General features: G+C 68.0%; 18 protein-coding genes and 2 pseudogenes. 15 read left to right on the top strand and 5 right to left on the bottom strand.

Translation table 11 applies throughout. The features are described from left to right. Positions 1-257: 257 nt before the first annotated feature. From ACFW2E_RS02240 to ACFW2E_RS02190, 11 genes are all read left to right on the top strand, one after another. The gene (locus ACFW2E_RS02240; protein WP_384460082.1) at positions 258-1,715 is read left to right on the top strand and encodes a bifunctional folylpolyglutamate synthase/dihydrofolate synthase; all 1,458 of its coding nucleotides are present in this window, start codon (positions 258-260) and stop codon (positions 1,713-1,715) included. A gap of 11 nt (positions 1,716-1,726) precedes the next feature. Beyond that, entirely contained in the window at positions 1,727-2,086 is a 360-nt protein-coding gene (locus tag ACFW2E_RS02235; protein WP_384460010.1) for a DUF4233 domain-containing protein, read from the top strand. A 64-nt stretch (positions 2,087-2,150) separates the two neighbouring features. After that, the gene (ndk, locus tag ACFW2E_RS02230; RefSeq protein ID WP_030943193.1) at positions 2,151-2,564 is read left to right on the top strand and encodes a nucleoside-diphosphate kinase; all 414 of its coding nucleotides are present in this window, start codon (positions 2,151-2,153) and stop codon (positions 2,562-2,564) included. A gap of 1,017 nt (positions 2,565-3,581) precedes the next feature. Further along, positions 3,582-4,601: a rod shape-determining protein gene (locus ACFW2E_RS02225; protein ID WP_384460006.1), complete on the top strand. Its 1,020-nt coding sequence runs from the start codon at positions 3,582-3,584 to the stop codon at positions 4,599-4,601. Between the two features lie 124 nt (positions 4,602-4,725). Then, positions 4,726-5,670, top strand: coding sequence for a rod shape-determining protein MreC (gene mreC / locus ACFW2E_RS02220; protein ID WP_384460003.1), 945 nt, complete (start codon positions 4,726-4,728; stop codon positions 5,668-5,670). Between the two features lie 14 nt (positions 5,671-5,684). Then, positions 5,685-6,365, top strand: coding sequence for a rod shape-determining protein MreD (gene mreD / locus ACFW2E_RS02215; RefSeq protein ID WP_384460000.1), 681 nt, complete (start codon positions 5,685-5,687; stop codon positions 6,363-6,365). Between the two features lie 113 nt (positions 6,366-6,478). Further along, positions 6,479-8,728, top strand: coding sequence for a penicillin-binding protein 2 (gene mrdA, locus ACFW2E_RS02210; RefSeq protein ID WP_384459997.1), 2,250 nt, complete (start codon positions 6,479-6,481; stop codon positions 8,726-8,728). Further along, entirely contained in the window at positions 8,725-9,924 is a 1,200-nt protein-coding gene (rodA, locus tag ACFW2E_RS02205) for a rod shape-determining protein RodA (RefSeq protein ID WP_384459994.1), read from the top strand. The genes mrdA and rodA overlap by 4 nt, the downstream gene beginning before the upstream one ends. 44 nt (positions 9,925-9,968) lie before the next feature. Beyond that, positions 9,969-10,268 (top strand): hypothetical protein, encoded by a 300-nt coding sequence (locus ACFW2E_RS02200; RefSeq protein ID WP_384459991.1) that lies wholly within the window; start codon positions 9,969-9,971, stop codon positions 10,266-10,268. Positions 10,269-10,523: 255 nt separating this feature from the next. Continuing rightward, a complete protein-coding gene (locus ACFW2E_RS02195; RefSeq protein ID WP_384459988.1) occupies positions 10,524-12,053 on the top strand; it encodes a CHAD domain-containing protein in 1,530 nt (509 codons plus the stop codon). A gap of 71 nt (positions 12,054-12,124) precedes the next feature. Further along, positions 12,125-14,104: a TIGR03960 family B12-binding radical SAM protein gene (locus ACFW2E_RS02190; RefSeq protein WP_384459985.1), complete on the top strand. Its 1,980-nt coding sequence runs from the start codon at positions 12,125-12,127 to the stop codon at positions 14,102-14,104. On the opposite strand, the gene ACFW2E_RS02185 is transcribed toward ACFW2E_RS02190, so the two are convergent. The 3 genes from ACFW2E_RS02185 to ACFW2E_RS02175 all read right to left on the bottom strand — a co-directional run bounded on the left by ACFW2E_RS02185 (position 14,058) and on the right by ACFW2E_RS02175 (position 16,552). Continuing rightward, positions 14,058-14,822 (bottom strand): transposase, encoded by a 765-nt coding sequence (locus ACFW2E_RS02185; RefSeq protein ID WP_384459982.1) that lies wholly within the window; start codon positions 14,820-14,822, stop codon positions 14,058-14,060. The two genes, ACFW2E_RS02190 and ACFW2E_RS02185, sit on opposite strands and share 47 nt — an antisense overlap. A gap of 112 nt (positions 14,823-14,934) precedes the next feature. Further along, positions 14,935-15,282, bottom strand: coding sequence for a hypothetical protein (locus tag ACFW2E_RS02180; protein ID WP_356316890.1), 348 nt, complete (start codon positions 15,280-15,282; stop codon positions 14,935-14,937). A 520-nt stretch (positions 15,283-15,802) separates the two neighbouring features. Beyond that, complete coding sequence (locus ACFW2E_RS02175; RefSeq protein ID WP_384459979.1) at positions 15,803-16,552, bottom strand: SDR family oxidoreductase; 750 nt, start codon at positions 16,550-16,552, stop codon at positions 15,803-15,805. A gap of 424 nt (positions 16,553-16,976) precedes the next feature. Between ACFW2E_RS02175 and ACFW2E_RS02170 the strand changes: the two genes are divergently transcribed. Beyond that, the gene (locus ACFW2E_RS02170; protein ID WP_384459976.1) at positions 16,977-17,558 is read left to right on the top strand and encodes a TetR/AcrR family transcriptional regulator; all 582 of its coding nucleotides are present in this window, start codon (positions 16,977-16,979) and stop codon (positions 17,556-17,558) included. Positions 17,559-17,782: 224 nt separating this feature from the next. On the opposite strand, the gene ACFW2E_RS02165 is transcribed toward ACFW2E_RS02170, so the two are convergent. Continuing rightward, complete coding sequence (locus ACFW2E_RS02165) at positions 17,783-18,610, bottom strand: alpha/beta fold hydrolase (protein ID WP_384459973.1); 828 nt, start codon at positions 18,608-18,610, stop codon at positions 17,783-17,785. Between the two features lie 524 nt (positions 18,611-19,134). On the opposite strand from ACFW2E_RS02165, the gene ACFW2E_RS02160 reads away from it, so the two are divergent. After that, complete coding sequence (locus ACFW2E_RS02160; RefSeq protein ID WP_384459970.1) at positions 19,135-20,625, top strand: FAD-dependent monooxygenase; 1,491 nt, start codon at positions 19,135-19,137, stop codon at positions 20,623-20,625. Between the two features lie 14 nt (positions 20,626-20,639). On the opposite strand, the gene ACFW2E_RS02155 is transcribed toward ACFW2E_RS02160, so the two are convergent. Next, positions 20,640-20,978, bottom strand: a complete 339-nt coding sequence (locus tag ACFW2E_RS02155) for a hypothetical protein (protein WP_384459968.1) — start codon at positions 20,976-20,978, stop codon at positions 20,640-20,642. Positions 20,979-21,289: 311 nt separating this feature from the next. On the opposite strand from ACFW2E_RS02155, the pseudogene ACFW2E_RS02150 reads away from it, so the two are divergent. Together ACFW2E_RS02150 and ACFW2E_RS02145 are read left to right on the top strand one after the other, a co-directional pair. After that, a pseudogene (locus ACFW2E_RS02150) lies at positions 21,290-21,433 on the top strand (aminoglycoside phosphotransferase family protein); the annotation flags it as partial. Between the two features lie 149 nt (positions 21,434-21,582). After that, positions 21,583-22,224: pseudogene (locus ACFW2E_RS02145) on the top strand (hypothetical protein); the annotation flags it as partial.

Here is a 22,224-nt window from a genome sequence, read left to right as displayed (position 1 = left end):
CGGCGCGCGCGCGCGCCCGCCCGCGCGCGCCCCGCCCCGCCCCCCCGCCGGCGCGGGGCCCGCGGCGCCCCAGCGCCCCACGCCCGGGTCCGCCCCGCGGGGGGGCGCGCGCCGCCGCGGTGCCCCGCCGCGCGGCCGCACTGGTTGGGGGGCGCCCCCCCCCCACGTCTGTCCGTGCCGCTCCGTAGACTGGCCCTGTGAGCGACCTCCCCCCTGACAGCAGTGACCAGCCCGACCCCCTCGACCCCTTCGACGAGATGGTCGCGGCCGAGACCGACCGCGACCCGGATCTCGCGGTGATCGAGGCCGGCAGCCGCACCCTGCGCACGCAGGGCGGGCCGCCGCAGGGGGACGTACCCGCCAGGCCCGAGGACCCCGAGGTCGACAAGGCCCTGCGCGAGGTCGAGGCGGAGCTGGCCACCCGCTGGGGCGAGACCAAGCTGGAGCCCTCCGTCAGCCGCATCGCCGCGCTGATGGACGTCCTCGGGGAGCCGCAGCGGTCGTACCCGTCGATCCACATCACCGGGACGAACGGCAAGACCTCCACGGCCCGCATGATCGAGGCCCTCCTCGGCGCCTTCGAACTGCGCACCGGCCGGTACACCTCCCCGCACGTCCAGTCGATCACCGAGCGCATCAGCCTCGACGGCGCCCCGATCTCCGCCGAGCGGTTCATCGAGACGTACCAGGACATCAAGCCGTACATCGAGATGGTCGACGCCCAGCAGGAGTTCCGGCTCTCCTTCTTCGAGGTGCTCACCGGCATGGCGTACGCCGCGTTCGCGGACGCGCCCATCGACGTCGCCGTCGTCGAGGTAGGGATGGGCGGCAGCTGGGACGCGACGAACGTGATCGACGGCTACGTCGCCGTGGTCACCCCCATCGACCTGGACCACACGGACCGGCTCGGTGAGACGCACGCCGAGATCGCCACGGAGAAGGCCGGCATCGTCAAGCAGGACGCGACGGTCATCATGGCCCAGCAGCCGGTGGACGCGGCGCAGGTGCTGCTGAAGAAGGCCGTCGAGGTCGACGCGACGGTGGCCCGCGAGGGCCTGGAGTTCGGCGTGGTCGAGCGCCAGATCGCCGTCGGTGGCCAGCTGCTCACCCTGCGCGGCCTGGGCGGCGAGTACTCCGAGGTGTACCTCCCGCTGTACGGCGCCCACCAGGCGCACAACGCGGCCGTGGCGCTCGCGGCGGTGGAGGCGTTCTTCGGTGTCGGCGCGCAGCGCGCCGAGCCGCTGGACATCGACACGGTCCGCAAGGCCTTCGCCGCGGTCTCCTCGCCGGGCCGTCTGGAGGTCGTACGGCGCTCGCCCACGGTCGTCCTGGACGCCGCGCACAACCCGGCGGGGGCGCGGGCCGCGGCCGAGGCCGTCGGCGAGGCCTTCGACTTCAGCCGTCTGATCGGTGTCGTGGGCGCCAGCGGCGACAAGAACGTGCGCGGGCTCCTGGAGGCCTTCGAGCCGATCTTCGCGGAGATCGTCGTCACGCAGAACTCCAGCCACCGTGCCATGGACGCCGACGAGCTGGCCGCGATCGCCGTCGAGGTGTTCGGCGACGAGCGCGTCCAGGTCGAGCCGCGGCTGCCCGACGCCCTGGAGGCCGCGATCACGCTGGCCGAGGAGGAGGGCGAGTTCGCGGGCGGCGGTGTGCTGGTGACCGGCTCGGTCATCACGGTGGGCGAGGCCCGTCTGCTGCTGGGCAAGGGCTGAGGAGGAAGTCCATGCGTACGCTCTGCTCCTCGACCCTGATCGGTGAGTTCTTCGTCATCGGCTTCGCCGGGCTGGTGGCCATGAAGGACCCCGGCCTGTCGATGTCGACCGTGTGGACGGTCAGCGGCATCGCGATGTTCCTGTGCCTGGCCCTGTGCGGTGTGGTGACGCGCCCCGGGGGAGTGGCCCTCGGCTGGGCCCTCCAGATCGCGCTGGTCGCCTCCGGCGTCTTCGTCCCGACGATGTTCTTCATGGGGGCGGTGTTCGCGGCGCTGTGGTGGGCCTCCGTCCACTACGGACGCAAGATCGACGAGGCGAAGGCCCGGTTCGCGGACCAGGCGGACGCCTCCACTACACCTGACGCTGCGTAACGGGCGACCGGACACGCCCTGTAACCTCGTTCCACCGCACACGTCAGTAAGAAGGAGCTCTCCCGTGACCCAGCGCACCCTCGTCCTGCTCAAGCCCGACGCCGTCCGTCGCGGCCTGACCGGCGAGATCATCAGCCGTATCGAGCGGAAGGCCGGCTGGCAGATCACCGCGCTGGAGCTGCGCACGCTCGACCAGGAGACCCTGGAGCAGCACTACGGCGAGCACAAGGGCAAGCCGTTCTACGAGCCGCTGGTGGAGTTCATGGCCTCCGGCCCGGTCGTCGCCCTGATCGTCGAGGGCGAGCGCGTCATCGAGGGCCTGCGCGCCCTGGCCGGCCCCACCGACCCGATCGCCGCGGCCCCCGGTTCCATCCGCGGCGACTACGGCGTCATCGTGCGCGAGAACCTGATCCACGCCTCCGACTCGGAGGAGTCGGCGGAGCGCGAGGTCAAGATCTTCTTCCCCGGTCGCGCGTAACCCTCCGGAGGTCCGGCGGGGTCGTCCCTCCGCCCCCGACCGCCTCGCCCTGCCCCGGTGCGACCCGGGTGGTCCGCGTCCGGCGAAGCCCATGGCACGGGGTCCGGGCACTCCTGGCCCTGCGGCGGCCCGGGTTCGGTGACGAAGCGCCGGAGGGCCAAGCCTTCGTGATCCGGAGCCCGTGGCGGTTCCGGCCTCCCGCCTGGCTGGGCACGTGGGTCGCGGCGACCGGGATTCGGTGCTACCGGGGGCGCGCCTGCCGATTCGGCGCCGGCGGCTTGCGGGCGTGGCCGTCCCGATGGGCCGTCGTTGCGGCCGGTGTCCGATGGCGGGCGGTTCGCGGGCCCGAGGGTTCGGCGGTCAGGGTGGCTTCCGGGCCGGGCGGGCGGGCGTGCGGGTTGGTGGCCGGGGCCGCGGGATTCCGCGTACGGGGTATGAGCGTTCGTCGCCCCGCAACCCGGTGACGCGGAGCCTGCTGCGTCGTCCGTCCCGCGCCCTCGGCGGCTCATGGCCCCGGACGGCCCCGTCGGACAGGCGAGTCGGACGCGTCGGGCCTTGAGTTGGTGGCACCGTGCCGAGGGTCCGTGGCACGGCGGCACCGGTGCCGGCGGCGTGTCGTGGGTGTCGGCTCGTCGTGCCGGGACGGGCGGCGCGTTCAGCGGGGGGCAACCGTCCCCGATGTCCCCGGCGGAGCCCCCACAGTGAGTCGGGTGCGATTTTTTTTTCGGCAATTTTTCTGAGGGAGCGTCACCTCGGTCGGGCGGCTGACCTGGCACGGGCGTACGTTTTCAGCCATTGCTCGGCATATGCGTGGCGATCGGGGGAACGAGTGCCCCTGTTGGGTCGTCTCCAGAAGCAAGACGGCGCAGCGCATGCTGACAATGGCGAAGACCCTCGCGCAGTGTTCGTGCAGGCGCGTCTACGATGGAAGCCTTCACGTCACAGCACCCACCTCGCCGACCTGAAAAGCCCTCAAAAGCTCGTGGGAAGGCCAGACGAATCCTGATGGGGAACTCAATGTCGTTCATCGGCCGTGACATGGCTGTCGACCTCGGGACCGCCAACACGCTGGTGTACGTCAGGGGTCGCGGGATCGTACTCAACGAGCCGTCCGTCGTCGCGATCAACACCAACACCGGTGGCATCCTGGCGGTCGGCGCGGAAGCGAAGAAGATGATCGGCCGGACCCCGGGCAACATCGTCGCCGTGCGTCCGCTGAAGGACGGTGTCATCGCCGACTTCGAGATCACCGAGCGGATGCTCCGCTACTTCATCCTGAAGATTCACAAGCGGCGGTATCTCGCCAGGCCGCGCGTCGTCGTCTGCGTCCCCTCCGGCATCACCGGCGTCGAGCGCCGCGCCGTCATCGAGGCGTCGTCCCAGGCCGGCGCCCGCCAGGTGCACATCATCGAGGAGCCCATGGCCGCCGCCATCGGCTCCGGCCTGCCGGTCCACGAGGCCACGGGCAACATGGTGGTGGACATCGGCGGCGGCACCACGGAGGTCGCGGTCATCTCGCTCGGCGGCATCGTCACCGCCCAGTCCATCCGCGTCGCGGGCGACGAACTGGACAATGCGATCATCCAGTACATCAAGAAGGAGTACAGCCTCCTCCTCGGTGAGCGCACGGCCGAACAGATCAAGATCACGATCGGTTCGGCGTACGACCTCGACTCCGACGAGCACACCGAAATCCGCGGCCGGGACCTGGTCTCCGGGCTGCCCAAGACCGTCGTCATCTCGGCCGCCGAGGTGCGCAAGGCGATCGAGGAGCCCGTCAACGCGATCGTCGACGCGGTCAAGACGACGCTCGACAAGTGTCCGCCGGAGCTGTCCGGCGACATCATGGACCGCGGAATCGTCCTGACCGGCGGCGGCGCCCTGTTGCGCGGCCTCGACGAGAGGCTTCGCCGCGAGACCGGCATGCCGATCCACATCGCCGAGGACCCGCTGGACAGCGTCGCGCTCGGTTCCGGCAAGTGCGTCGAGGAATTCGAGGCGCTCCAGCAGGTTCTGGACGCCCAGCCGCGCAGATGACGTAACTCTTCGATTCCGCCGTACGAGATGATCTCCTCTCGTACGGCGGATCGTTGATATAGAGGCACAAGCCTCGAAAACACGCTCCCGCAAGTTCCTATTGAGGAAGGCACGGCCGCCGCACGTGAGGGACACGAAAGAGAGCCGGCTGCTCCTGGTACTGCTCATCGCCATCGCGTTCGCGCTGATCACGGTGGACATCCGCGGTGGGCAGAACTCCCCGGTCGACGGCGCCCGGCAGGCCGCCGCCGCGGCCTTCGGTCCGATCGAGAACGGGGTGTCGTCGGCGGTCGATCCCGTGGGCAACGCCGTGTCCGCCGTCCGCAACTCCGGTGCGCGGCACGACAGGCTGGCCAAGCTGGAGAAGGAGAACGCGGCGCTCAAGGCGAAGCTCGGCAGCGACGACCGCAACCGAAGCCGCCTCAAGCAGCTCGACAAGATGCTCAAGGTCGCGGGCGAGGGCCAGTACGGCATCAAGGGCGCCGAGGTCATCGCCATAGGGGCGGCGCAGGGCTTCTCCTGGACCATCACCATCGACGTCGGCGCCAACGACGGCATCAAGCGCGACATGACCGTCCTCAACGGCGACGGCCTCGTCGGGCGCGTCACCACGGTCGGCCCGGACGCCTCCACCGTCCTGCTCGCCAACGACCCCGACTTCACGGTCGGCACCCGCATGGAGGGCAGCGACGAGCTCGGCTTCGCCTCCGGACAGGGTGACCGTCCGCTGCGCGTCGAACTCCTCAACGGCAAGGCGGAGGTGAAGAAGGGCGACCGGCTCGTCACCTTCGGTTCCCAGGCGGACAAGCCCTTCGTGCCCGGCGTCCCGGTCGGCGTCGTCTCCAGGGTCGACCCCTCCGGCGGCGGTCTGACCCGCACCCTCTACGTCACGCCGTTCGTCGGCTTCACCAAGCTCGACATCGTCGGCGTCGTCGTCGAGGCCCCGAAGAAGGGCCCGCGCGACGAGGTGCTTCCGGCCAAGCCCAAGCCGACCCCGACACCGACGGTGACCGTGACGGTCACCCCGTCCGCCGACGCGACCGCCAGCGACCAGCAGCAAGAGCAGTAGGAGCTGAATCCCCCATGCGTTTCAACCGGATCCTGCTCTCCACCACGCTGGTCGTCGTCGCCCTGGTGACCCAGGTGAGTGTCCTCGCCCGCCTGCATCTCCCCGGTGCCGTACCGGACATACTGCTGCTCACCGTTCTCGGCCTGGCCATGGTGTACGGCCATGTCGGCGGTGCCCTCATCGGGTTCGGCGCCGGACTCCTCGCCGACCTCGCCCCGCCCGCCGACCACGCGGCCGGCCGCTACGCCCTGGTGCTGTGCGTCATCGGCTACTTCGCAGGTCTCATCAAGCCGGAGAACGGCCGCCTCAAGTCGGCCACCGGGCCCATGCTCGTGGTGGTCGCCGCCGCCGTCGGCTCGACGGTGCTGTACGCCGGCGTCGGCGCCCTCGTCGGTGACACCGCCGCCCGCCACGTCGGCATGACCAGCCTGCTGATCTCGGCCGCCGTGTACGACCTGCTGCTCGCGCCGTTCGTCGTCCCCGCGGTCATGGCCCTGGCCCGCCGCGCCGAGAACGACCCCCTCGCGGAGACCAACTCCGCGACCAAGGCCACCGACATCTCCTCCGGCTGGCTCTCCTCCGGCGGCACCGGCCTGCGCATCGGCGGCCAGCGCGGCGGCCTCGGCAGCCTCAAGACCAAGGCCCGCACCCGCACCGCGCGCGTCGGCCGCATCAAGGGGGTCAAGCGGCTGTGAGCACAGGGGAGTTGCGCACCGTGGGCACACGGGAGCGGGGGGAGCCCCGCGCGGGCGCTCACAGCTCCGTCGTATATGACACATACACGTACTGAGAGGGGGAGGCAGCCGCAGTGACCAACATTCCCGAGACCGGACGGACCCAACGGGTCCAGATCCGGCTCGTCGTGATCCAGATCCTCGTCCTCTCCCTGCTCGGCACCCTCGGCGGCCGCCTGTGGTACCTGCAGATCCGCGAGGGCGCGGAGTACCAGAAGGAGGCCTCCGGCAACCACGTCCAGCAGGTCGTCGAGCCCGCCGTACGCGGCTCGATCCTGGACGCCCGCGGTGTCCCGCTCGCCGACAACGAGACCCGCCTCGTCGTCTCCGCCTCCCGCACCGACCTGCTGAAGCAGAAGGACGACGGCAGGGCCGTCCTGACCAAGCTCGCCGGAGTCCTCGGCATGGACCCCAAGGAGGTCATGCAGAAGGTCCGGCTGTGCGACTCCAAGACCCCGCAGCCCTGCTGGAACGGTTCCCCGTACCAGCCGATCCCGATCACCGACGAGGCCACCGCCAAGCAGGCCATGCAGATCCGCGAGCGCTCGGAGGACTTCCCCGGCGTCACCGCCGAGCCGGAGGCCGTGCGCCGCTACGCGGGCCCCGGCAAGTCCAACAGCGCCCAGGTCCTCGGCTACCTGTCCCCGGTCACCGACGACGAGATCCAGCGGGCCAAGGACAGTGACTCGCCCTATCTGCGTTCCGACCAGGTCGGCCGCAGCGGCCTGGAGCGCCAGTACGACAAGGAGCTGCGCGGCAAGGCCGGCGTCACCCGCTACGAGGTCGACAACCTCGGCCGTGTCATCGGCAAGGCCAAGGCCGATGCCGCCGAGCCCGGCTCCAACCTCGTCACCAGCATCGACTCCCGCGTCCAGCGGGTCGCCGAGTACGAGCTGAACGAGGCGATGAAGAAGGCCCGCCAGCAGTACGACAAGATCACCCAGGAGAACTACAAGGCCGACTCCGGCGCCGTCGTCGTGATGGAGGCCAAGACCGGCCGGATCGTCGCCATGGCGTCCGCGCCGACGTACGACCCGAACGTGTGGGTCGGCGGCATCTCCGCCAAGGACTACAAGGCGCTGACCGGCAAGAACTCCGACTACCCGCTGCTCAACAGGGCCATACAGGGTCAGGCGGCGCCCGGCTCGACGTTCAAGGTGGTCTCCACGGCCGCCGCCGTCCAGGCCGGCTACGTCTGGGACGGCGGCTATCCGTGCACCAGCTCGTACTCGGTCGGAGGCCAGGTCTTCAAGAACTTCGAGGGGGAGAACTTCGGCCCGATCTCGCTCGGCCGGGCGCTGGAGGTCTCCTGCGACACCGTCTTCTACGGCCTGGCGGACCGCGAGTGGAAGAAGGACGGCGGCATCAACCCGAAGAAGGGCCAGCCGAAGGACTACTTCTTCAAGACCGCCCACCAGTTCGGCCTCGGCAAGGAGACCGGCGTCGACCTGCCCAACGAGGTCACCGGCCGCGTCCCCGACCGCCAGTGGAAGCTGAACTACTGGAAGGCCAACAAGGACGCCTGGTGCAGGAGCGGCAAGAAGGACGGCTCGTACGTCGAGAAGATCGCGTACGAGAACTGCCTCGAGGGCAACAAGATGCGCGAGGGTGACGAGATCAACTACTCCATCGGCCAGGGCGACACCCTCGTCACGCCGATCCAGGAGGCCGTGATCTACGGCGCCGTCGCCAACGGCGGCACCATGTACCAGCCGACCATCGGCAAGGCGGTCATCAGCGCCGACGGCAAGTCCGTCCACGAGATCAAGCCGAAGAAGAACGGCAGGCTGCCGGTCAGCCAGGCCACCCTCAAGGGCATGAACGAGGCTTTCGCCGGCGTCATCACCCGCGGTACCGCCGCCTGGAAGTTCGGCGGCTGGCCGCAGGACAAGATCGCGCTGCACGCCAAGACCGGTACCGCCGAGGTCTACGGCAAGCAGACCACGTCCTGGCTGGCCACGTACTCCAAGGACTACACGGTCATCATGACCATCGCCCAGGCAGGTACGGGTTCCGGCGCCTCCGGTGAGGCCGTGCGCAACATCTACAGCGCGATGTACGGCGTCCAGGCGGACGGCTCGATCGACAACAAGAAGGCACTGCTGCCCACCCCGGAGAAGGGCCTGCCGAAGGTCCGCCCGGACGGCACGATCAAGTCCCCGAAGGTCTCCCGCGACCCGGCCAAGGACGTGCAGGCCACCCCGTCGGGCTCGCCGTCCCCGGGCGCGTCGCAGCCCGCGGCCACCACCGCCTCGCCCGGGACCGGAAACCGCACCACACGCAGGCGGCCCCGCAGGAGGGGCGGCCGGAGGATGCTCACATGACCGGCGCCAACAGCTTCTCCGTCTCCGGGTACGGCCCCGAGCGCGCCGGCTGGACCCGCGTCTTCGCCCGTGACTCGCTGGCCCGCCGCCTGGACTGGCCGATGCTGCTGGCGTCCCTCGCCCTGTCCCTGCTCGGCTCGCTGCTGGTGTACTCCGCGACCCGCAACCGCACCGAGATCAACCAGGGCGACCAGTACTACTTCCTGATCCGGCACCTCATGAACACCGGCATCGGCCTCGCCCTGATGATCGGCACGGTCTGGCTCGGCCACCGCACCCTGCGCACGGCCGTGCCGATCCTCTACGGCCTCTCGGTGTTCGGGATCCTGCTGGTGCTCACGCCGCTCGGCTCGACGGTCAACGGCGCGCACTCGTGGATCGTGCTCGGCGGCGGCTTCTCGCTCCAGCCCTCGGAGTTCGTGAAGATCACGATCATCCTGGGGATGGCGATGATACTGGCGGCCCGGGTCGACGCCGGTGACAAGAAGTACCCCGACCACCGCACGGTCGTGCAGGCCCTGGGCCTGTCCGCCGTACCGATCCTGATCGTGCTGCTCATGCCCGACCTCGGCTCGGTCATGGTCATGGTGATCATCATCCTGGGCGTGCTGCTCGCCTCCGGCGCCTCCAACCGCTGGGTCTTCGGCCTGCTCGGCACGGGCGTGCTCGGCGCGATCGCCGTCTGGCAGCTGCACATCCTGGACGAGTACCAGATCAACCGCTTCGCGGCCTTCGCCAACCCCGACCTCGACCCCGCCGGCGTCGGCTACAACACCAACCAGGCCCGCATCGCGATCGGCTCGGGCGGCCTCACCGGCGCCGGCCTCTTCCACGGCTCGCAGACCACCGGACAGTTCGTCCCCGAACAGCAGACGGACTTCGTCTTCACGGTCGCGGGGGAGGAGCTGGGCTTCGTCGGAGCCGGCCTGATAATCCTCCTCCTCGGCGTCGTCCTGTGGCGTGCCTGCCGCATCGCCCGTGAGACGACCGAGCTCTACGGCACGGTCGTCGCCGCCGGCATCGTCGCCTGGTTCGCCTTCCAGGCCTTCGAGAACATCGGCATGACCCTCGGCATCATGCCGGTCACCGGCCTGCCCCTGCCGTTCGTCTCGTACGGCGGCTCGTCGATGTTCGCGGTGTGGGTGGCCGTGGGGCTGCTGCAGTCGATCCGCGTGCAGCGGCCGATGTCGGCCTAGGCGGAGACGGGGGCCGTACACGGGAGGACGGGTCCGGCGAGCGGGTGGCCCTGCGCCCGGTCACCCAGGAGCCGGCCGACCGGATCATCGGGCCGCCCGAGCTGGACCTGGCCGACCGGGCGGTCGCCGGGGCGGGCCTGCTGGACCCGGGCCGGCGGACCCTCGACGACGTCCTGGAGGAGCCGGCGTACGCATCCGCGCCCGGCGTCCCGGAGTGCGACCTGGTGTCGCCGCCCGGCCACTTCACCTACGTCGACGGCCATGTCTCGATGCCGTTCTCCGCCCCGTACCACGGCTGCCGAGCGACCGGCTGGGCCCACCGGACCGCGACGTCAGACGCCTGAAGCACCGCGCCCGTCATGTCCCGTGGCGTCCGGCGGACCGCGTGCCGCTGATCGGCCAGGCCCTGGAGCCGCCCTCGTACCACCGGTTCCACTACGCCCAGGTCTTCGTCGCTCCCCCCGGACGGGCGAAGCGGCCCACTTTCCCGGCGGCCCCGCGCAAAGAGCCCCCGTCACCTCCTGATTCCCCTTGGTTCGCCCACGATTCACCTGGGACGCGCTCTGCCGTCGCGGCCCGCCTGCCACTAGATTCGATTCATGGCGGACGCGAAACGCGAGATCGAGCGCAAGTACGAATCCGACGACAGCGGGCTGCCCGACCTGACCGGCGTCGGCGGGGTGGCGGCCGTACTCGACAAGGGCGTCGCCGAGCTGGACGCCACCTACTACGACACGGCCGACCAACGCCTGGCCGCCTCCTCCGTCACCCTGCGCCGCCGCACCGGTGGCACCGACGCCGGATGGCATCTCAAGTTCCCGGTGTCGCCGGGCGTCCGCGACGAGATCCAGGCCCCGCTCTCCGACACCGTGCCCGACGAACTGACCGCCCTGGTGCGCTCCCGGATCCGGGACGCCGAGCTGATCCCCGTCGTCCGGCTGCGCTCCGCCCGCGACCTGCGTCACCTGGTCGACGCCGACGGAAAGATGCTCGTCGAGGCGAGCGTCGACGCCGTGCGCGCCGAGCGGCTCACCGAGGGCGGCGGCACCGCCCAGTGGACCGAGATCGAGACCGAGCTCGCCGAGGGCGTCGACCCGGTCCTCCTCGACAAGGTGGAGAAACGGTTGCGCAAGGCGGGTGTACGGCCCTCCGAATCACCGTCGAAGCTGGCCAGGGCACTCGCCGACACCGCACCCGCCGGACGGAAGGCCCGTCGCGGGCCGAAGAAGCCGAAAAAGCCGGAGGAGCCGAAGAAGCCGGTCACCGCCGGTGACCACGTCCTCGACTACGTCCGCGCCCAACGGGACGCGATCGTCGAGCTCGACCCGGCCGTCCGCCGGGACCTGGAGGACTCCGTGCACAAGATGCGGGTCGCCACCCGCCGGATGCGCAGCACCTTCCGCTCCTTCCGCAAGGTCCTCGACCGCACCGTCACCGACCCCGTCTCCGCCGAGCTGAAGTGGCTGGCGGGCGAGCTGGGCCTGGACCGCGACCGGGAGGTGCTCACCGAGCGCCTGACGACCGCCCTCGACGCCCTGCCCGGCGACCTGGTCGACGGCCCCGTCCACGATCGGTTCCGGAACTGGGCGAGCGCCAGCCACGGCGGAGCGCGCAGCCGTCTCACCGGCGTCCTGGACTCCCGCCGCTATCTGACCCTGCTCGACACCCTGGACGCCCTGGTCGCCGACCCGCCGCTGCTGAAGGCCGCCGCGGGCAAGCCGGAAAAGGTGATCGCCAAGGCCGTACGGAAGGACTTCGCGAAAGTCGCCGGTCTGGTGGAACAGGCGATGGACGTCCCGCCCGGCCACGACCGCGACCTGGCCCTGCACGACGCTCGCAAGAAGGCCAAGCGGACCCGGTACGCCGCCGAGGCGGCCACCCCCGCCCTCGGCGACCCGGCCGCCGCCCTGACCAAGTCCATGAAGGCCCTGCAGAGCCTGCTCGGCGATCACCAGGACAGCGTCATGGCCCGCCAGACCCTGCGCGAGCTGTCCGCGGTGGCGCACGCGGCGGGGGAGAACTCCTTCACGTACGGGCTGCTGTACGGGCATGAGGAACAGCGGGCCGCGGCCGTGGAGGCCGAGCTGCCGGGTGTCTGGAAGGAGATCAGGTCCGGGGCGTCCGTCTGAGCGTACGGGGGAGGCCCGCGAGCGGGTTAGGCTTGATGGTCACCCCTGCCAGCTCACGAAGGTTCGTCGAGATGCCTGCCGAATCCGCCGAGGCCGCCGAGTCTGTGTTCCCGCAGCTCGAAGCTCTGCTGCCGCACGTGCAGAAGCCGATCCAGTACGTCGGCGGAGAGCTGAACTCCACGGTCAAGCCGTGGGAGTCCTGCGACGTCCGCTGGGCGCTGATGTACCCGGACGCGTACGAGGTCGGCCTGCCCAACCAGGGCGTCATGATCCTCTACGAGGTCCTGAACGAGCAGGAGGGCGTCCTCGCCGAGCGCACCTACAGCGTCTGGCCGGACCTGGAGGCGCTGATGCGGGAGCACGGCGTCCCGCAGTTCACCGTGGACAGCCACCGTCCGGTGCAGGCCTTCGACGTGTTCGGCCTGTCCTTCTCCACGGAGCTGGGCTACACGAACATGCTCACGGCCCTGGACCTGGCCGGCATTCCCCTGGAGTCCAAGGACCGCACGATCGACGACCCGATCGTCCTCGCGGGCGGCCACGCGGCCTTCAACCCCGAGCCGATCGCGGACTTCATCGACGCGGCGATCATCGGCGACGGCGAGCAGGCCGTGCTCGACATGACGCGGATCATCCGCGAGTGGAAGGCGGAGGGCCGTCCCGGCGGCCGCGAGGAGGTCCTCTTCCGCCTGGCGAAGACGGGCGGGGTCTACATCCCGGCTTTCTACGACGTCGAGTACCTCGCCGACGGCCGTATCGCCCGTGTGGTCCCCAACAAGTCGGGCGTCCCGTGGCGCGTGTCCAAGCACACGGTGATGGACCTGGACGAGTGGCCGTACCCCAAGCAGCCCCTCGTCCCCCTGGCCGAGACGGTCCACGAGCGCATGTCGGTGGAGATCTTCCGGGGCTGCACCCGGGGCTGCCGCTTCTGCCAGGCCGGCATGATCACCCGTCCGGTGCGCGAGCGCTCGATCACCGGCATCGGCGAGATGGTCGACAAGGGCCTGAAGGCGACGGGCTTCGAGGAGGTCGGCCTCCTGTCGCTCTCCTCGGCCGACCACTCGGAGATCGGCGACATCGCCAAGGGCCTCGCGGACCGCTACGAGGAAGACAAGATCGGCCTCTCCCTCCCCTCCACCCGCGTGGACGCCTTCAACGTCGACCTGGCGAACGAGCTGACGCGCAACGGCCGCCGCTCCGGCCTCACCTTCGCCCCCGAGGGCGGCTCCGAGCGCATGCGCAAGGTCATCAACAAGATGGTCTCGGAAGAAGACCTGATCAGGACGGTCGCGACGGCCTACGGCAACGGCTGGCGCCAGGTCAAGCTGTACTTCATGTGCGGTTTGCCCACCGAGACCGACGAGGACGTCCTCCAGATCGCCGACATGGCGATGCACGTGATCCAGAAGGGCCGTGAGGTCTCCCGGTCGAACGACATCCGCTGCACGGTCTCGATCGGCGGCTTCGTCCCGAAGCCCCACACCCCCTTCCAGTGGGCACCCCAGCTCTCCGCCGAGGAGACGGACGCCCGCCTGGAGAAGCTCCGCGACAAGATCCGCGGCGACAAGAAGTACGGCCGCTCGATCGGCTTCCGCTACCACGACGGCAAGCCCGGCATCGTCGAGGGCCTGCTCTCCCGCGGCGACCGCCGCATCGGCGCGGTCATCCGCGCCGTCTACGACGACGGCGGCCGCTTCGACGGCTGGCGCGAGCACTTCTCGTACGACCGCTGGATGGCCTGCGCCGACAAGGCCCTGGCCCCCTTCGGCGTCGACGTCGACTGGTACACCACCCGCGAGCGCACCTACGAGGAGGTCCTCCCCTGGGACCACCTCGACTCGGGCCTGGACAAGGACTGGCTCTGGGAGGACTGGCAGGACGCCCTCGACGAGACGGAGGTCGAGGACTGCCGCTGGACTCCGTGCTTCGACTGCGGCGTCTGCCCGCAGATGGACACGGCCATCCAAATCGGCCCGACCGGCAAGAAGTTGCTGCCGCTGACGGTCAAGAATGCTGGTCCGACGCCCACTTCGAGCGGTCACACGCACTGAGGTGAGCGAGGCACTCGATCGGGTGGTTGAGGCGCTGGCGGGGGTGAGTGAGGACGACGTGGCGGCTGCGCTGGCTATGGTCGGCGCGTCGCGCCATCGCCTGCCCGCACCGCCGGCCTCCTCTCAGACGCCGCTGCCGCGCCCTGGGGGTGCCCCGCAGATCGTCTCCGAGGTGGAGTGGGTCTGAGTCCTCTCCCGTTGTGCGCGACCGTGTGACCCGTTGAGCCCTCTTCCTGCTTGGGAGGGGGCTCATTGGCGTTGTGGGCCGTCCGCTGCCAGATTCACATACAACCCGCGAGTATCCGCTCGCCCACCTTCCGGCACCCAAAGGGGATGCTTTGCCTCGTTTGCGACGACTCAGACAGCCTCCTATACCCGTCCCTGGGGCGTCCTTGGGACTGTGATGCGCCCGCGTAGTCGTGAAGTCCACACTGACCAGGGACATGTCGATCTCCTCCCTGAGGGCGGCCTCGGCGATCGCCTCGTCTAGCAGGGTCTGAAAGACGCCTGCGTCCCGCCAGCGCATGAAACGGTTGTAGACCGTCTGCCAGGCACCGAACCGCTCGGGCATCTCCCGCCCCTGGCTGCCGGTGCGGAACCGCCAGATCACCCCTTCGAACTGCTCACGCAGCCGCTCCGGGTACGGGCCGAACATGCCGACCGGCAGGAACGGTCCGATGAACTCCCATTCATCGTCGGTTAGTTGCGCACGCGTCACACCACAGTCCTACCGGACCGACACCCCACCCCGGGCTTGATCGCAACCACAGACAGCCCCTAGGGGGACGCCGCGCAGCAGCTGGGGGACCGCGGTGCTGCGCGCACAGGACTCAGGCGCGGAGCTGCATGTATTCGAAGACAGAACCGTCCGGGTGGCGAGCGACGACCCTGGTGCCGTTGGGTACTTCGTTGGGAGCTTCAAGGATTTCGGCGTTCGCCTTGCCGAGAGCCTCAAGAACGGGGGCCAGGGAGCCGACGATGACGGTTCCGTTCTGCGAGACATACTTCTCAAGGGGCCCGGAGTAGAGCAGGAATGGTCCTACCAGTGCCAACTCAAGCTCACGGTAGGGGAATCGACGGACCTCCGTTTCTCCGGTCAGTTCCTGGTAGAGCGGGATCGCGGTGTCAAGGTCATCCACCTCAACGTTTGCGACCATTGCATGGATGTTGTTGCTCATTTCAGTGCTTCCTTTTAGGTTGCGGTTTCGGTATAGACGTAGTCGGCCCCCGCACGGCGTCCTGCGCCGTTCCGTCCCGAAGAAGTTCATCAATCCAACGGCCTTCGCCATAGCATCAGTGGCTTCCGCGCCAAGCAGGCCGGGAAACTTCTCGGCAATCTCGCGGGTGGCCATGAACCCAGATTCGTCGCGAGGGGCCGTAGCCCGTGCGCCGTCGTCCGAATAGGCGCGAGGTTTGGAGGCCGCATATTGCGACATATGAGCCGCAGTCTCGCCATCGATCCACAGACATATGAACCGAACAGGCGATAATGTCGCGCAGGCACTGGCGCGGCTGTTCGTGGTCGTAACAATGATTCCCGTCCTGGCCGACTGCTCGACACGCCCATGCCGAGAATGCAGGCATGGAGCGGGGACCCTATTCGAGCGGTCTACCGATGAGGAGTGCGCGTGGCTCAAACCGACGATCACAGCCTGGGAGCAGGGCGGGGCAGAACCGAACGGACCGCCAGTGATGCGGTCAGATCTGGTTGAGTCCGCCGTCCACGAACAACTCCGATCCGGTGACGAAGCTGCTTTCGCTGCTGGCGAGGAACAGAGCGGCGGCAGCGGCCTCGTCGGGGTGTCCCATCCGGCCCAGTGGCACCTGGCTGGCGAAGACGTCCCGCATTCTGGCGGCCTCGGTGGCGTCGGAAGCCAGTCCGTTGATGCCCGGCGTGACGATTGGCCCGGGTACCAGGGTGTTCACCCGGATGGCCCGGCCCCTGAGTTCGTTGGCCCAGGTGCGGGAGAAGGAACGGACGGCTGCCTTGGATGCGGCGTACACGCCGAAGGCGGCCTCGCCCGAAGTGGCCGCGGTCGATCCGGTCAGGATCACCGACGCGCCGTCGCTGAGGAACGGAATTGCCTTCTGGACGGTGAAGAGCATCCCCCTGACGTTGGTGTTGAACGTCGCGTCGAAGTGCTCCTCGGTGACCTGTTCGAGAGCAGCGAATTCGCCGCCACCTGCATTGGCGAACAGCACGTCGATGGTCTGCCCCCGCTCGGCGACGGCCGCGTAGAGGCGGTCGATGTCTCCGAGGTCGGCGACATCGCCCCTTACCGCGGTGGCCCCGTGGCCGATCTCGGCCAGGGCGGCGTCGAGGGCCTCCTGCCGGCGCCCGGTGATGAACACGTGGGCGCCTTCGCGCGCGAACCGCTTGGCAGTGGCCAGGCCGATTCCGCTGTTGCCTCCGGTGACGACGGCCGTCTTTCCGTCAAGCTGTCCCATGATCATTACTCCTGTCCGGCGCGGACATCGTCCGTGCGCCAAGCGCCGCTAGCACGTCACAGCCCGCACGCGAGGCGGGCCCAGTTATGGACTATACGGTAAAGAACTTCGTTATGGACCGTACGGACAAAAACGACGGTGCGAGGTACACCACTCACCCCCCGCCGGGCGATGGCCGCACAGAGGGCGGGCGCAGACGGGCGCTCTCAGTCCTGAGGCAGCCCCACGCTGAACGGCAGGCGGGCCGGCGCGCGGCCCGACCCCCCTGGGGGCTGTCGCGGGCGATGGCAGGCTCGGACTCGCGCGAGCCTCTTTGCCACCCCCGCTCCAGGAGCCCGACCAGCTGTGCACCCGGCTGATCACGTGACGGCCTCGGCACCGATAGATCTGGACCGATGAGTCAAGAAGGGCGTAGGCTCTCCTCATGGGACGGCCTCGAAAGTTCGACGAAAACCAGGTCCTGGAGTCCGTACGCGAGCAGTTCTGGAATCAGGGCTACGGGGCTACGTCGCTGCAGGATCTGACGGATGCCACCGGGCTGGGCAAGGGAAGCCTGTACGGCGCCTTCGGTGACAAGCGGCAGCTGTTCTTGCACGTGCTTGACAGCTACCGCACCGAGCAGCTGAACAGCGTCCGGGCGATACTCGCCGGTCCCGGTGCCGCCGTCGAACGCCTGACTCTCCTCGTGGAGGGCGTAGCTAAGGGATTTGCGGAAGACCCGCTGCGGCGCGGATGTCTCCTGGTCAACAGCACGTCCGAGCTGCACAGCAACGAGCCCGATGTCGTCTCACGATCCAGAACCACGTACCAGGTGGTCGAAGACCTTCTGATCGCATGCGTGAAGGAAGCCCAGCAAGACGGATCCATCAAACCGAGCGCCGACCCCCAGGAACTCGGGCGCCTGATCCTTGCCGTGATGCAGGGCATCGAGTTCCTCGCCAAGACGGACATGGACGACGCGGCTCTTCAGCAGATTGCCCACGCCGCGCTCAAACTCCTCGGCTGACATTCCAGGTGTGCGCATGCACCATCTGGTACCGCACGGCCCGCCCCAGGTCCGTGCGCCAGCTCGTGGAGAAGCGGCCGTGTCGTCGGTGCCGGCCCGCCTGTACCGATCCCGGTGCTCCAGCCAGGACGTCGGCAGGTACAGACGCAGGTCGATCAGGGTGCGGCCGCCACGCGGTGTTTGGCGAGCACCGCGGGCGGCAGACGCCCCCCTGCGTCTCGGCGCTAACTGCGCGCGAACTCAAGCAGGTCCTTGTTGAAGGTCTCGGCGTACTTGGGCACCATCGCGAGGCCGTGCGGTGCGCCCTCGTAGACCTTGTACTGCGCGCCCTTGACGATCTTGGATGATTTGTCGCCGGCGGCGACGATGGGCACGATCTGGTCGTCGTCGCCGTGCACGATCAGTGTCGGCACATCGACCTTCTTCAGGTCCTCGGTCGTGTCCGTTTCCGAAAATGCCTTGACGCAGTCGTAGGCGCCCTTGATTCCGACTGTCATGCTCCAGAGCCAGAACTCGTCACGCGTTCCCTGGGTGACGGTCGATCCCTCACGGTTTGCGCCGTAGAACGGGGCGCTGAGGTCCTTGTAGTACTGGGAGCGGTCTTTAAGCACACCTTGGCGGATCTCGTCGAACACCTCGATCGGCAGACCTTCGGGGTTGGTTTCCGTCTTGAGCATGAGCGGGGGGATCGCGCCGAGCAGGACCAGTTTGGCGACACGGGCCGTGCCGTGTCGGCCGATGTAGCGAGTGACTTCGCCGCCGCCGGTGGAGTGGCCGACCAGGATGACGTCGTGGAGGTCTTCGGCTTCGATGACAGCGGCCAGGTCGTCGGCGTAGGTGTCGAGGTTGTTGCCGTCCCAGGTCTGTCCTGAGCGGCCGCCGCCTCGTCGGTCGTGGGCGATGGCGCGGAATCCGTTGTCCGCCATGAGCTTCATCTGGGGGTCCCAGGCGTCGGCCGTGAGGGGCCAGCCGTGGGAAAAGACAACGGGTTGGCCAGATCCCCAGTCCTTGTAGAAGATCTGAGTGCCGTCCTTGGCAGTGGCGAAGGGCATGGTGTGCGTTCCTCTCGCAGCTCGCTTGCCGCTCCCTGTTTCACGCCGCCCGGGCTGTGACGGGAGAAGGCGCTGAGGTCACCATAATCACGAGGCATCGTTTCAGCGCGATGGAAAGCACCGCACTGAATGTGAGCGGACTGGCAACGCCTGACAAGATGCGGAAGCACGCTGCGCATGGTGGACTCTAAGGCGTCATCGACGTTTCCATGACCGCCGCTCCAGGCCGAGCCGAATGGGTGGACTCTGGGACCTGTCAGATATCCCCGCTGTCTCGTGTCGGCGGGAACGCGTTCACCACCCGATCCGCTTTCTCGTGATGCGCTGATCCGCGAGTTTCGAGTGATCGTGGTGCCACATTCGGGTCAGGGCATCAGGTGCGGTTGAGGGCGCGTGATATCCCGCCCGGGCAGCGTGGGAAGACGGACGAAAACAGGGCAGCAATCCGTAACAGGATCAGCTGACCTGGACAGCCGGATGATCACCTGGCGTGCTGCTCGCTTGGGGTCACGCGGAGGAAGAGTATGGGTTCAGACATCGATGTACTGGTTGTCGGAGCCGGTCCAGCGGGGTTGTTGCTCGCGGGCGACTTGGCCGAAGCAGGGCTTCGCTGCACCGTCGTAGAACGGCGAGAAGGGGAGTCGAAGCTTACGCGTGCATTTGCCGTGCATGCACGGACAATGGAGCAATTGGACGCCCGAGGCCTCGCCGACGAACTGTTGCTGACCGGGATCCGCAACCCGGTTCTGCAGTTCCTGCGGATCGATCTGTCTCGGCTGCCGAGTCGCTACCCCCATGTGCTGGTGACACCGCAATACAACACTGAGCGGTTGCTCCTGTCTCGTGCCCAGGTGCACGGCGTGAACATCATGCGGGGCCACGAAGCAACCGGTGTCCAGCAGGACGAAACCGGCGTCGACGTAGCGGTGCGAGCGCCAGACGGAGCTGAGCAAAGCCTGCGTGCAGACTTCGTGGTCGGCGCAGACGGGCGCAACAGTTGCGTGCGCCGCTCACTCGGCCTTCCCTTCCCGGGCCGATCCGCGGTTCGCTCGATGATGCTTGCGGACGTGCGCCTGGCTGAACCACCGACGAAACCACCCACAGTGGGAGCGATCGGAGATGCCTTCGCCATTGTTGTGCCCTTCGGTGACACCTGGTTCAGGGTCATGGCGTGGAACCGCCGTCACCCGATGCCAGACGATGCGCCGGTCGACCTGGAAGAAATCCGTGAAGTTGCCCGCCGGGCACTGGGCAGTGACTTTGCCATGCACGACCCACGCTGGCTCTCACGATTCCACAGCGACGAGCGCCAATCGCCGCGCTACCGGGTGGGCCGGGTGTTCCTCGTCGGTGACGCCGCACATGTCCACTCCCCTGCCGGCGGTATGGGCCTCAACACCAGCCTCCAGGACTCCGCAAATCTCAGCTGGAAGCTGACAGCTGTTCAACGCGGCCGCGCACCGGACTCGCTGCTCGACACCTATGAAAATGAACGGCAACCTGTGGGACGCAGGGTCCTGCGGATGAGCGGTGCACTGCTGCGCGGAGTCCTGACCACGCCGCGAGCACTGTGCGGGGTCCGTGATTTCTCAGCACGTACGGTACTGAAGACCCCTTGGGTGGCCAGACGGCTGGCCGCGGCGATTTCGGGACTCGACATTTCATACGCCTCTGCGGCCGACGCACATCCCCTCGCCGGAAAGCGGGCACCCGATGTCCCTTTGAGTGACGGGCGTCGACTCTACGAGGCACTTCGTGCCCGACGGTTCGTGCTTGTCATCCCCAATGACTCCCCTCATCTCTCCTCGCTGATCAGCGAGTGGTCCGACGAAGTGGAGATCGTGTCCGCACGAGGCTCGACGAAAAAGAGTGTGCTGGTCCGGCCGGACGCCTACATCGCGTGGGCTGTCTCGGACGAGTCGCCTGAACGTCGTATCGACGCAACCCGCCATGCGCTGGCGGACTGGTGCGGCGCACAACCGGCGACCCCAGGAAGCAGGACTTCGCTCGTGTGACGCCTCCACCCGGTTTACGGCCGCAGGCGCGAGCCGAGCACCTTCATCACTCTGCGTCCTCCTGTCGGTCGGCCCCACCGGAGGCCGGTCGGGCCAAGCGCAGCGGGATACTCGGGAAGGAAAGTTCCTTGAACCATGCCCTTTACCGTGCGTGCAGCAAGTGCTGCATAGCCCATGGTGGAGAGTGCGAGGATAACGTACGCGATCACCTTCGAATGATCGACATCCTCGGCTCTCAGCCAGAAAATCACATCCGTGACAGCGGCGACATAGGTGAAAGCGAACGCCCAGTAGGGCGGCCCGAAAGGAGCCGTCCGATATGAGGGAATCATCGAAATCTGCACGAGTGCCATGAGCAGTGCGTAGCCTGCCAGCCCGCTCGCCACGAAATCCGCTCTTCCTCCCAATCGACCGCCCGCAGTTGCATGGAACACGGCTTTCACGTCATTTCATTAGTCTAGTTTCCCGCGTTGGCCGTTCGGGGATTTCTGTCCAGTGTGACGGTTCTCTGGCTGTACACCGTCGTAGAAGATCCTTCTGAAATCTTCCCCGTCTCGATCGTCTCTGGATGGGTACGGTCAGACTCGTGTCTGGAGCGCGTCGGGTTGGTCACCCGTAGGCGTGCGCTGGTTGATCGCGCGCGACTAGGGGAGCTGGTACGGGCATGGCGCTTGACGCTGCTCGATCGGAAGAGGGGTTCACGTCGGCGAGGGCTACGCGGGTGATGGCTGCCGCGTGCCAGGCTGCGGGGCTCGATGACAGAGGCGCAGAGTTGATCCGTCTCGGTGAGAACGCGTTGTTCCGGCTGCACGCCCTGGGCTAGTCGGGTGAAATGCGATGGCAGCGCAAAGAGATCGGCCGTTATGCAGTAAACGCTCGTCAAGATCTATGGGAGACCCGTCCATTCGCGCAACTCGTGATGGGTGGGGCAGCCCCCTGTGACGCTAAGGAGCAAACATGTTCCCCAAAACCATCGTCGCGCGCATCGCTCAAGGCCTCGGCTTCGGCGTCGTGCTGGCGGTGAGTGCGACAGCCACTCCGGCGGCGGCCGCACAAGCAACGTTCGTTCCCTGCGATCCCGGCCAGCTGTCCGCGGCCATCGCTACCGCCAACCAGCACGGAAGCGGTGTGCTGTCCCTTGCCGCGGACTGCGTGTACACCCTGAGCAGCCCACTTCCGGCCATCACGGGGAACATCACCATCGACGCGAACGGTGACACCATCACGCGGTCCAGCAGCGCACCGGCCTTCCGCATCTTCACCGTCGCCGCCAATGGTCACCTGACCCTGCAACAAGCGACCGTCTCGAACGGAGTGGCCACGGGAAACTTCCCAGACAACTTCGGCGGAGGCATCGCCAACTTCGGATTCCTTGACGTCGTGGACAGCCGGATCAACAACAACACTGCCGACTTCTCCGGCGGCATCGGAAATGTGGCAACTGCCATGATCGTGCGCACCACCGTTTCGGGCAACACCACGACGCACAACGGTGGCGGCGCCGCCAACGACGGGACAATGACGATCGTCAGGAGCCGCTTCAACAACAACTCTGCCAGCGGGTTCGGTGGCGGAATCGCCAACGACGGAACCCACACC

The sequence above is a fragment of the Streptomyces sp. NPDC058964 genome (genome assembly GCF_042741275.1).
Classification (GTDB): domain Bacteria; phylum Actinomycetota; class Actinomycetes; order Streptomycetales; family Streptomycetaceae; genus Streptomyces.
Note: the sequence above shows the minus strand (reverse complement) of the source record. Positions and strands in the feature narration are given on the sequence as shown.

What these genes read in the sequence shown, in the direction of transcription:
- ACFW2E_RS02240 (WP_384460082.1), top strand. Translation starts at nt 258, where the DNA reads ATGGTCGCGGCCGAGACCGACCGCGACCCGGATCTCGCGGTGATCGAG.
- ACFW2E_RS02235 (WP_384460010.1), top strand. Translation starts at nt 1,727, where the DNA reads ATGCGTACGCTCTGCTCCTCGACCCTGATCGGTGAGTTCTTCGTCATC.
- ACFW2E_RS02225 (WP_384460006.1), top strand. Translation starts at nt 3,582, where the DNA reads ATGTCGTTCATCGGCCGTGACATGGCTGTCGACCTCGGGACCGCCAAC.
- mreD (WP_384460000.1), top strand. Translation starts at nt 5,685, where the DNA reads ATGCGTTTCAACCGGATCCTGCTCTCCACCACGCTGGTCGTCGTCGCC.
- rodA (WP_384459994.1), top strand. Translation starts at nt 8,725, where the DNA reads ATGACCGGCGCCAACAGCTTCTCCGTCTCCGGGTACGGCCCCGAGCGC.
- ACFW2E_RS02195 (WP_384459988.1), top strand. Translation starts at nt 10,524, where the DNA reads ATGGCGGACGCGAAACGCGAGATCGAGCGCAAGTACGAATCCGACGAC.
- ACFW2E_RS02190 (WP_384459985.1), top strand. Translation starts at nt 12,125, where the DNA reads ATGCCTGCCGAATCCGCCGAGGCCGCCGAGTCTGTGTTCCCGCAGCTC.
- ACFW2E_RS02180 (WP_356316890.1), bottom strand. Translation starts at nt 15,282, where the DNA reads ATGAGCAACAACATCCATGCAATGGTCGCAAACGTTGAGGTGGATGAC.
- ACFW2E_RS02175 (WP_384459979.1), bottom strand. Translation starts at nt 16,552, where the DNA reads ATGGGACAGCTTGACGGAAAGACGGCCGTCGTCACCGGAGGCAACAGC.
- ACFW2E_RS02170 (WP_384459976.1), top strand. Translation starts at nt 16,977, where the DNA reads ATGGGACGGCCTCGAAAGTTCGACGAAAACCAGGTCCTGGAGTCCGTA.
- ACFW2E_RS02165 (WP_384459973.1), bottom strand. Translation starts at nt 18,610, where the DNA reads ATGCCCTTCGCCACTGCCAAGGACGGCACTCAGATCTTCTACAAGGAC.
- ACFW2E_RS02160 (WP_384459970.1), top strand. Translation starts at nt 19,135, where the DNA reads ATGGGTTCAGACATCGATGTACTGGTTGTCGGAGCCGGTCCAGCGGGG.
- ACFW2E_RS02155 (WP_384459968.1), bottom strand. Translation starts at nt 20,978, where the DNA reads ATGGCACTCGTGCAGATTTCGATGATTCCCTCATATCGGACGGCTCCT.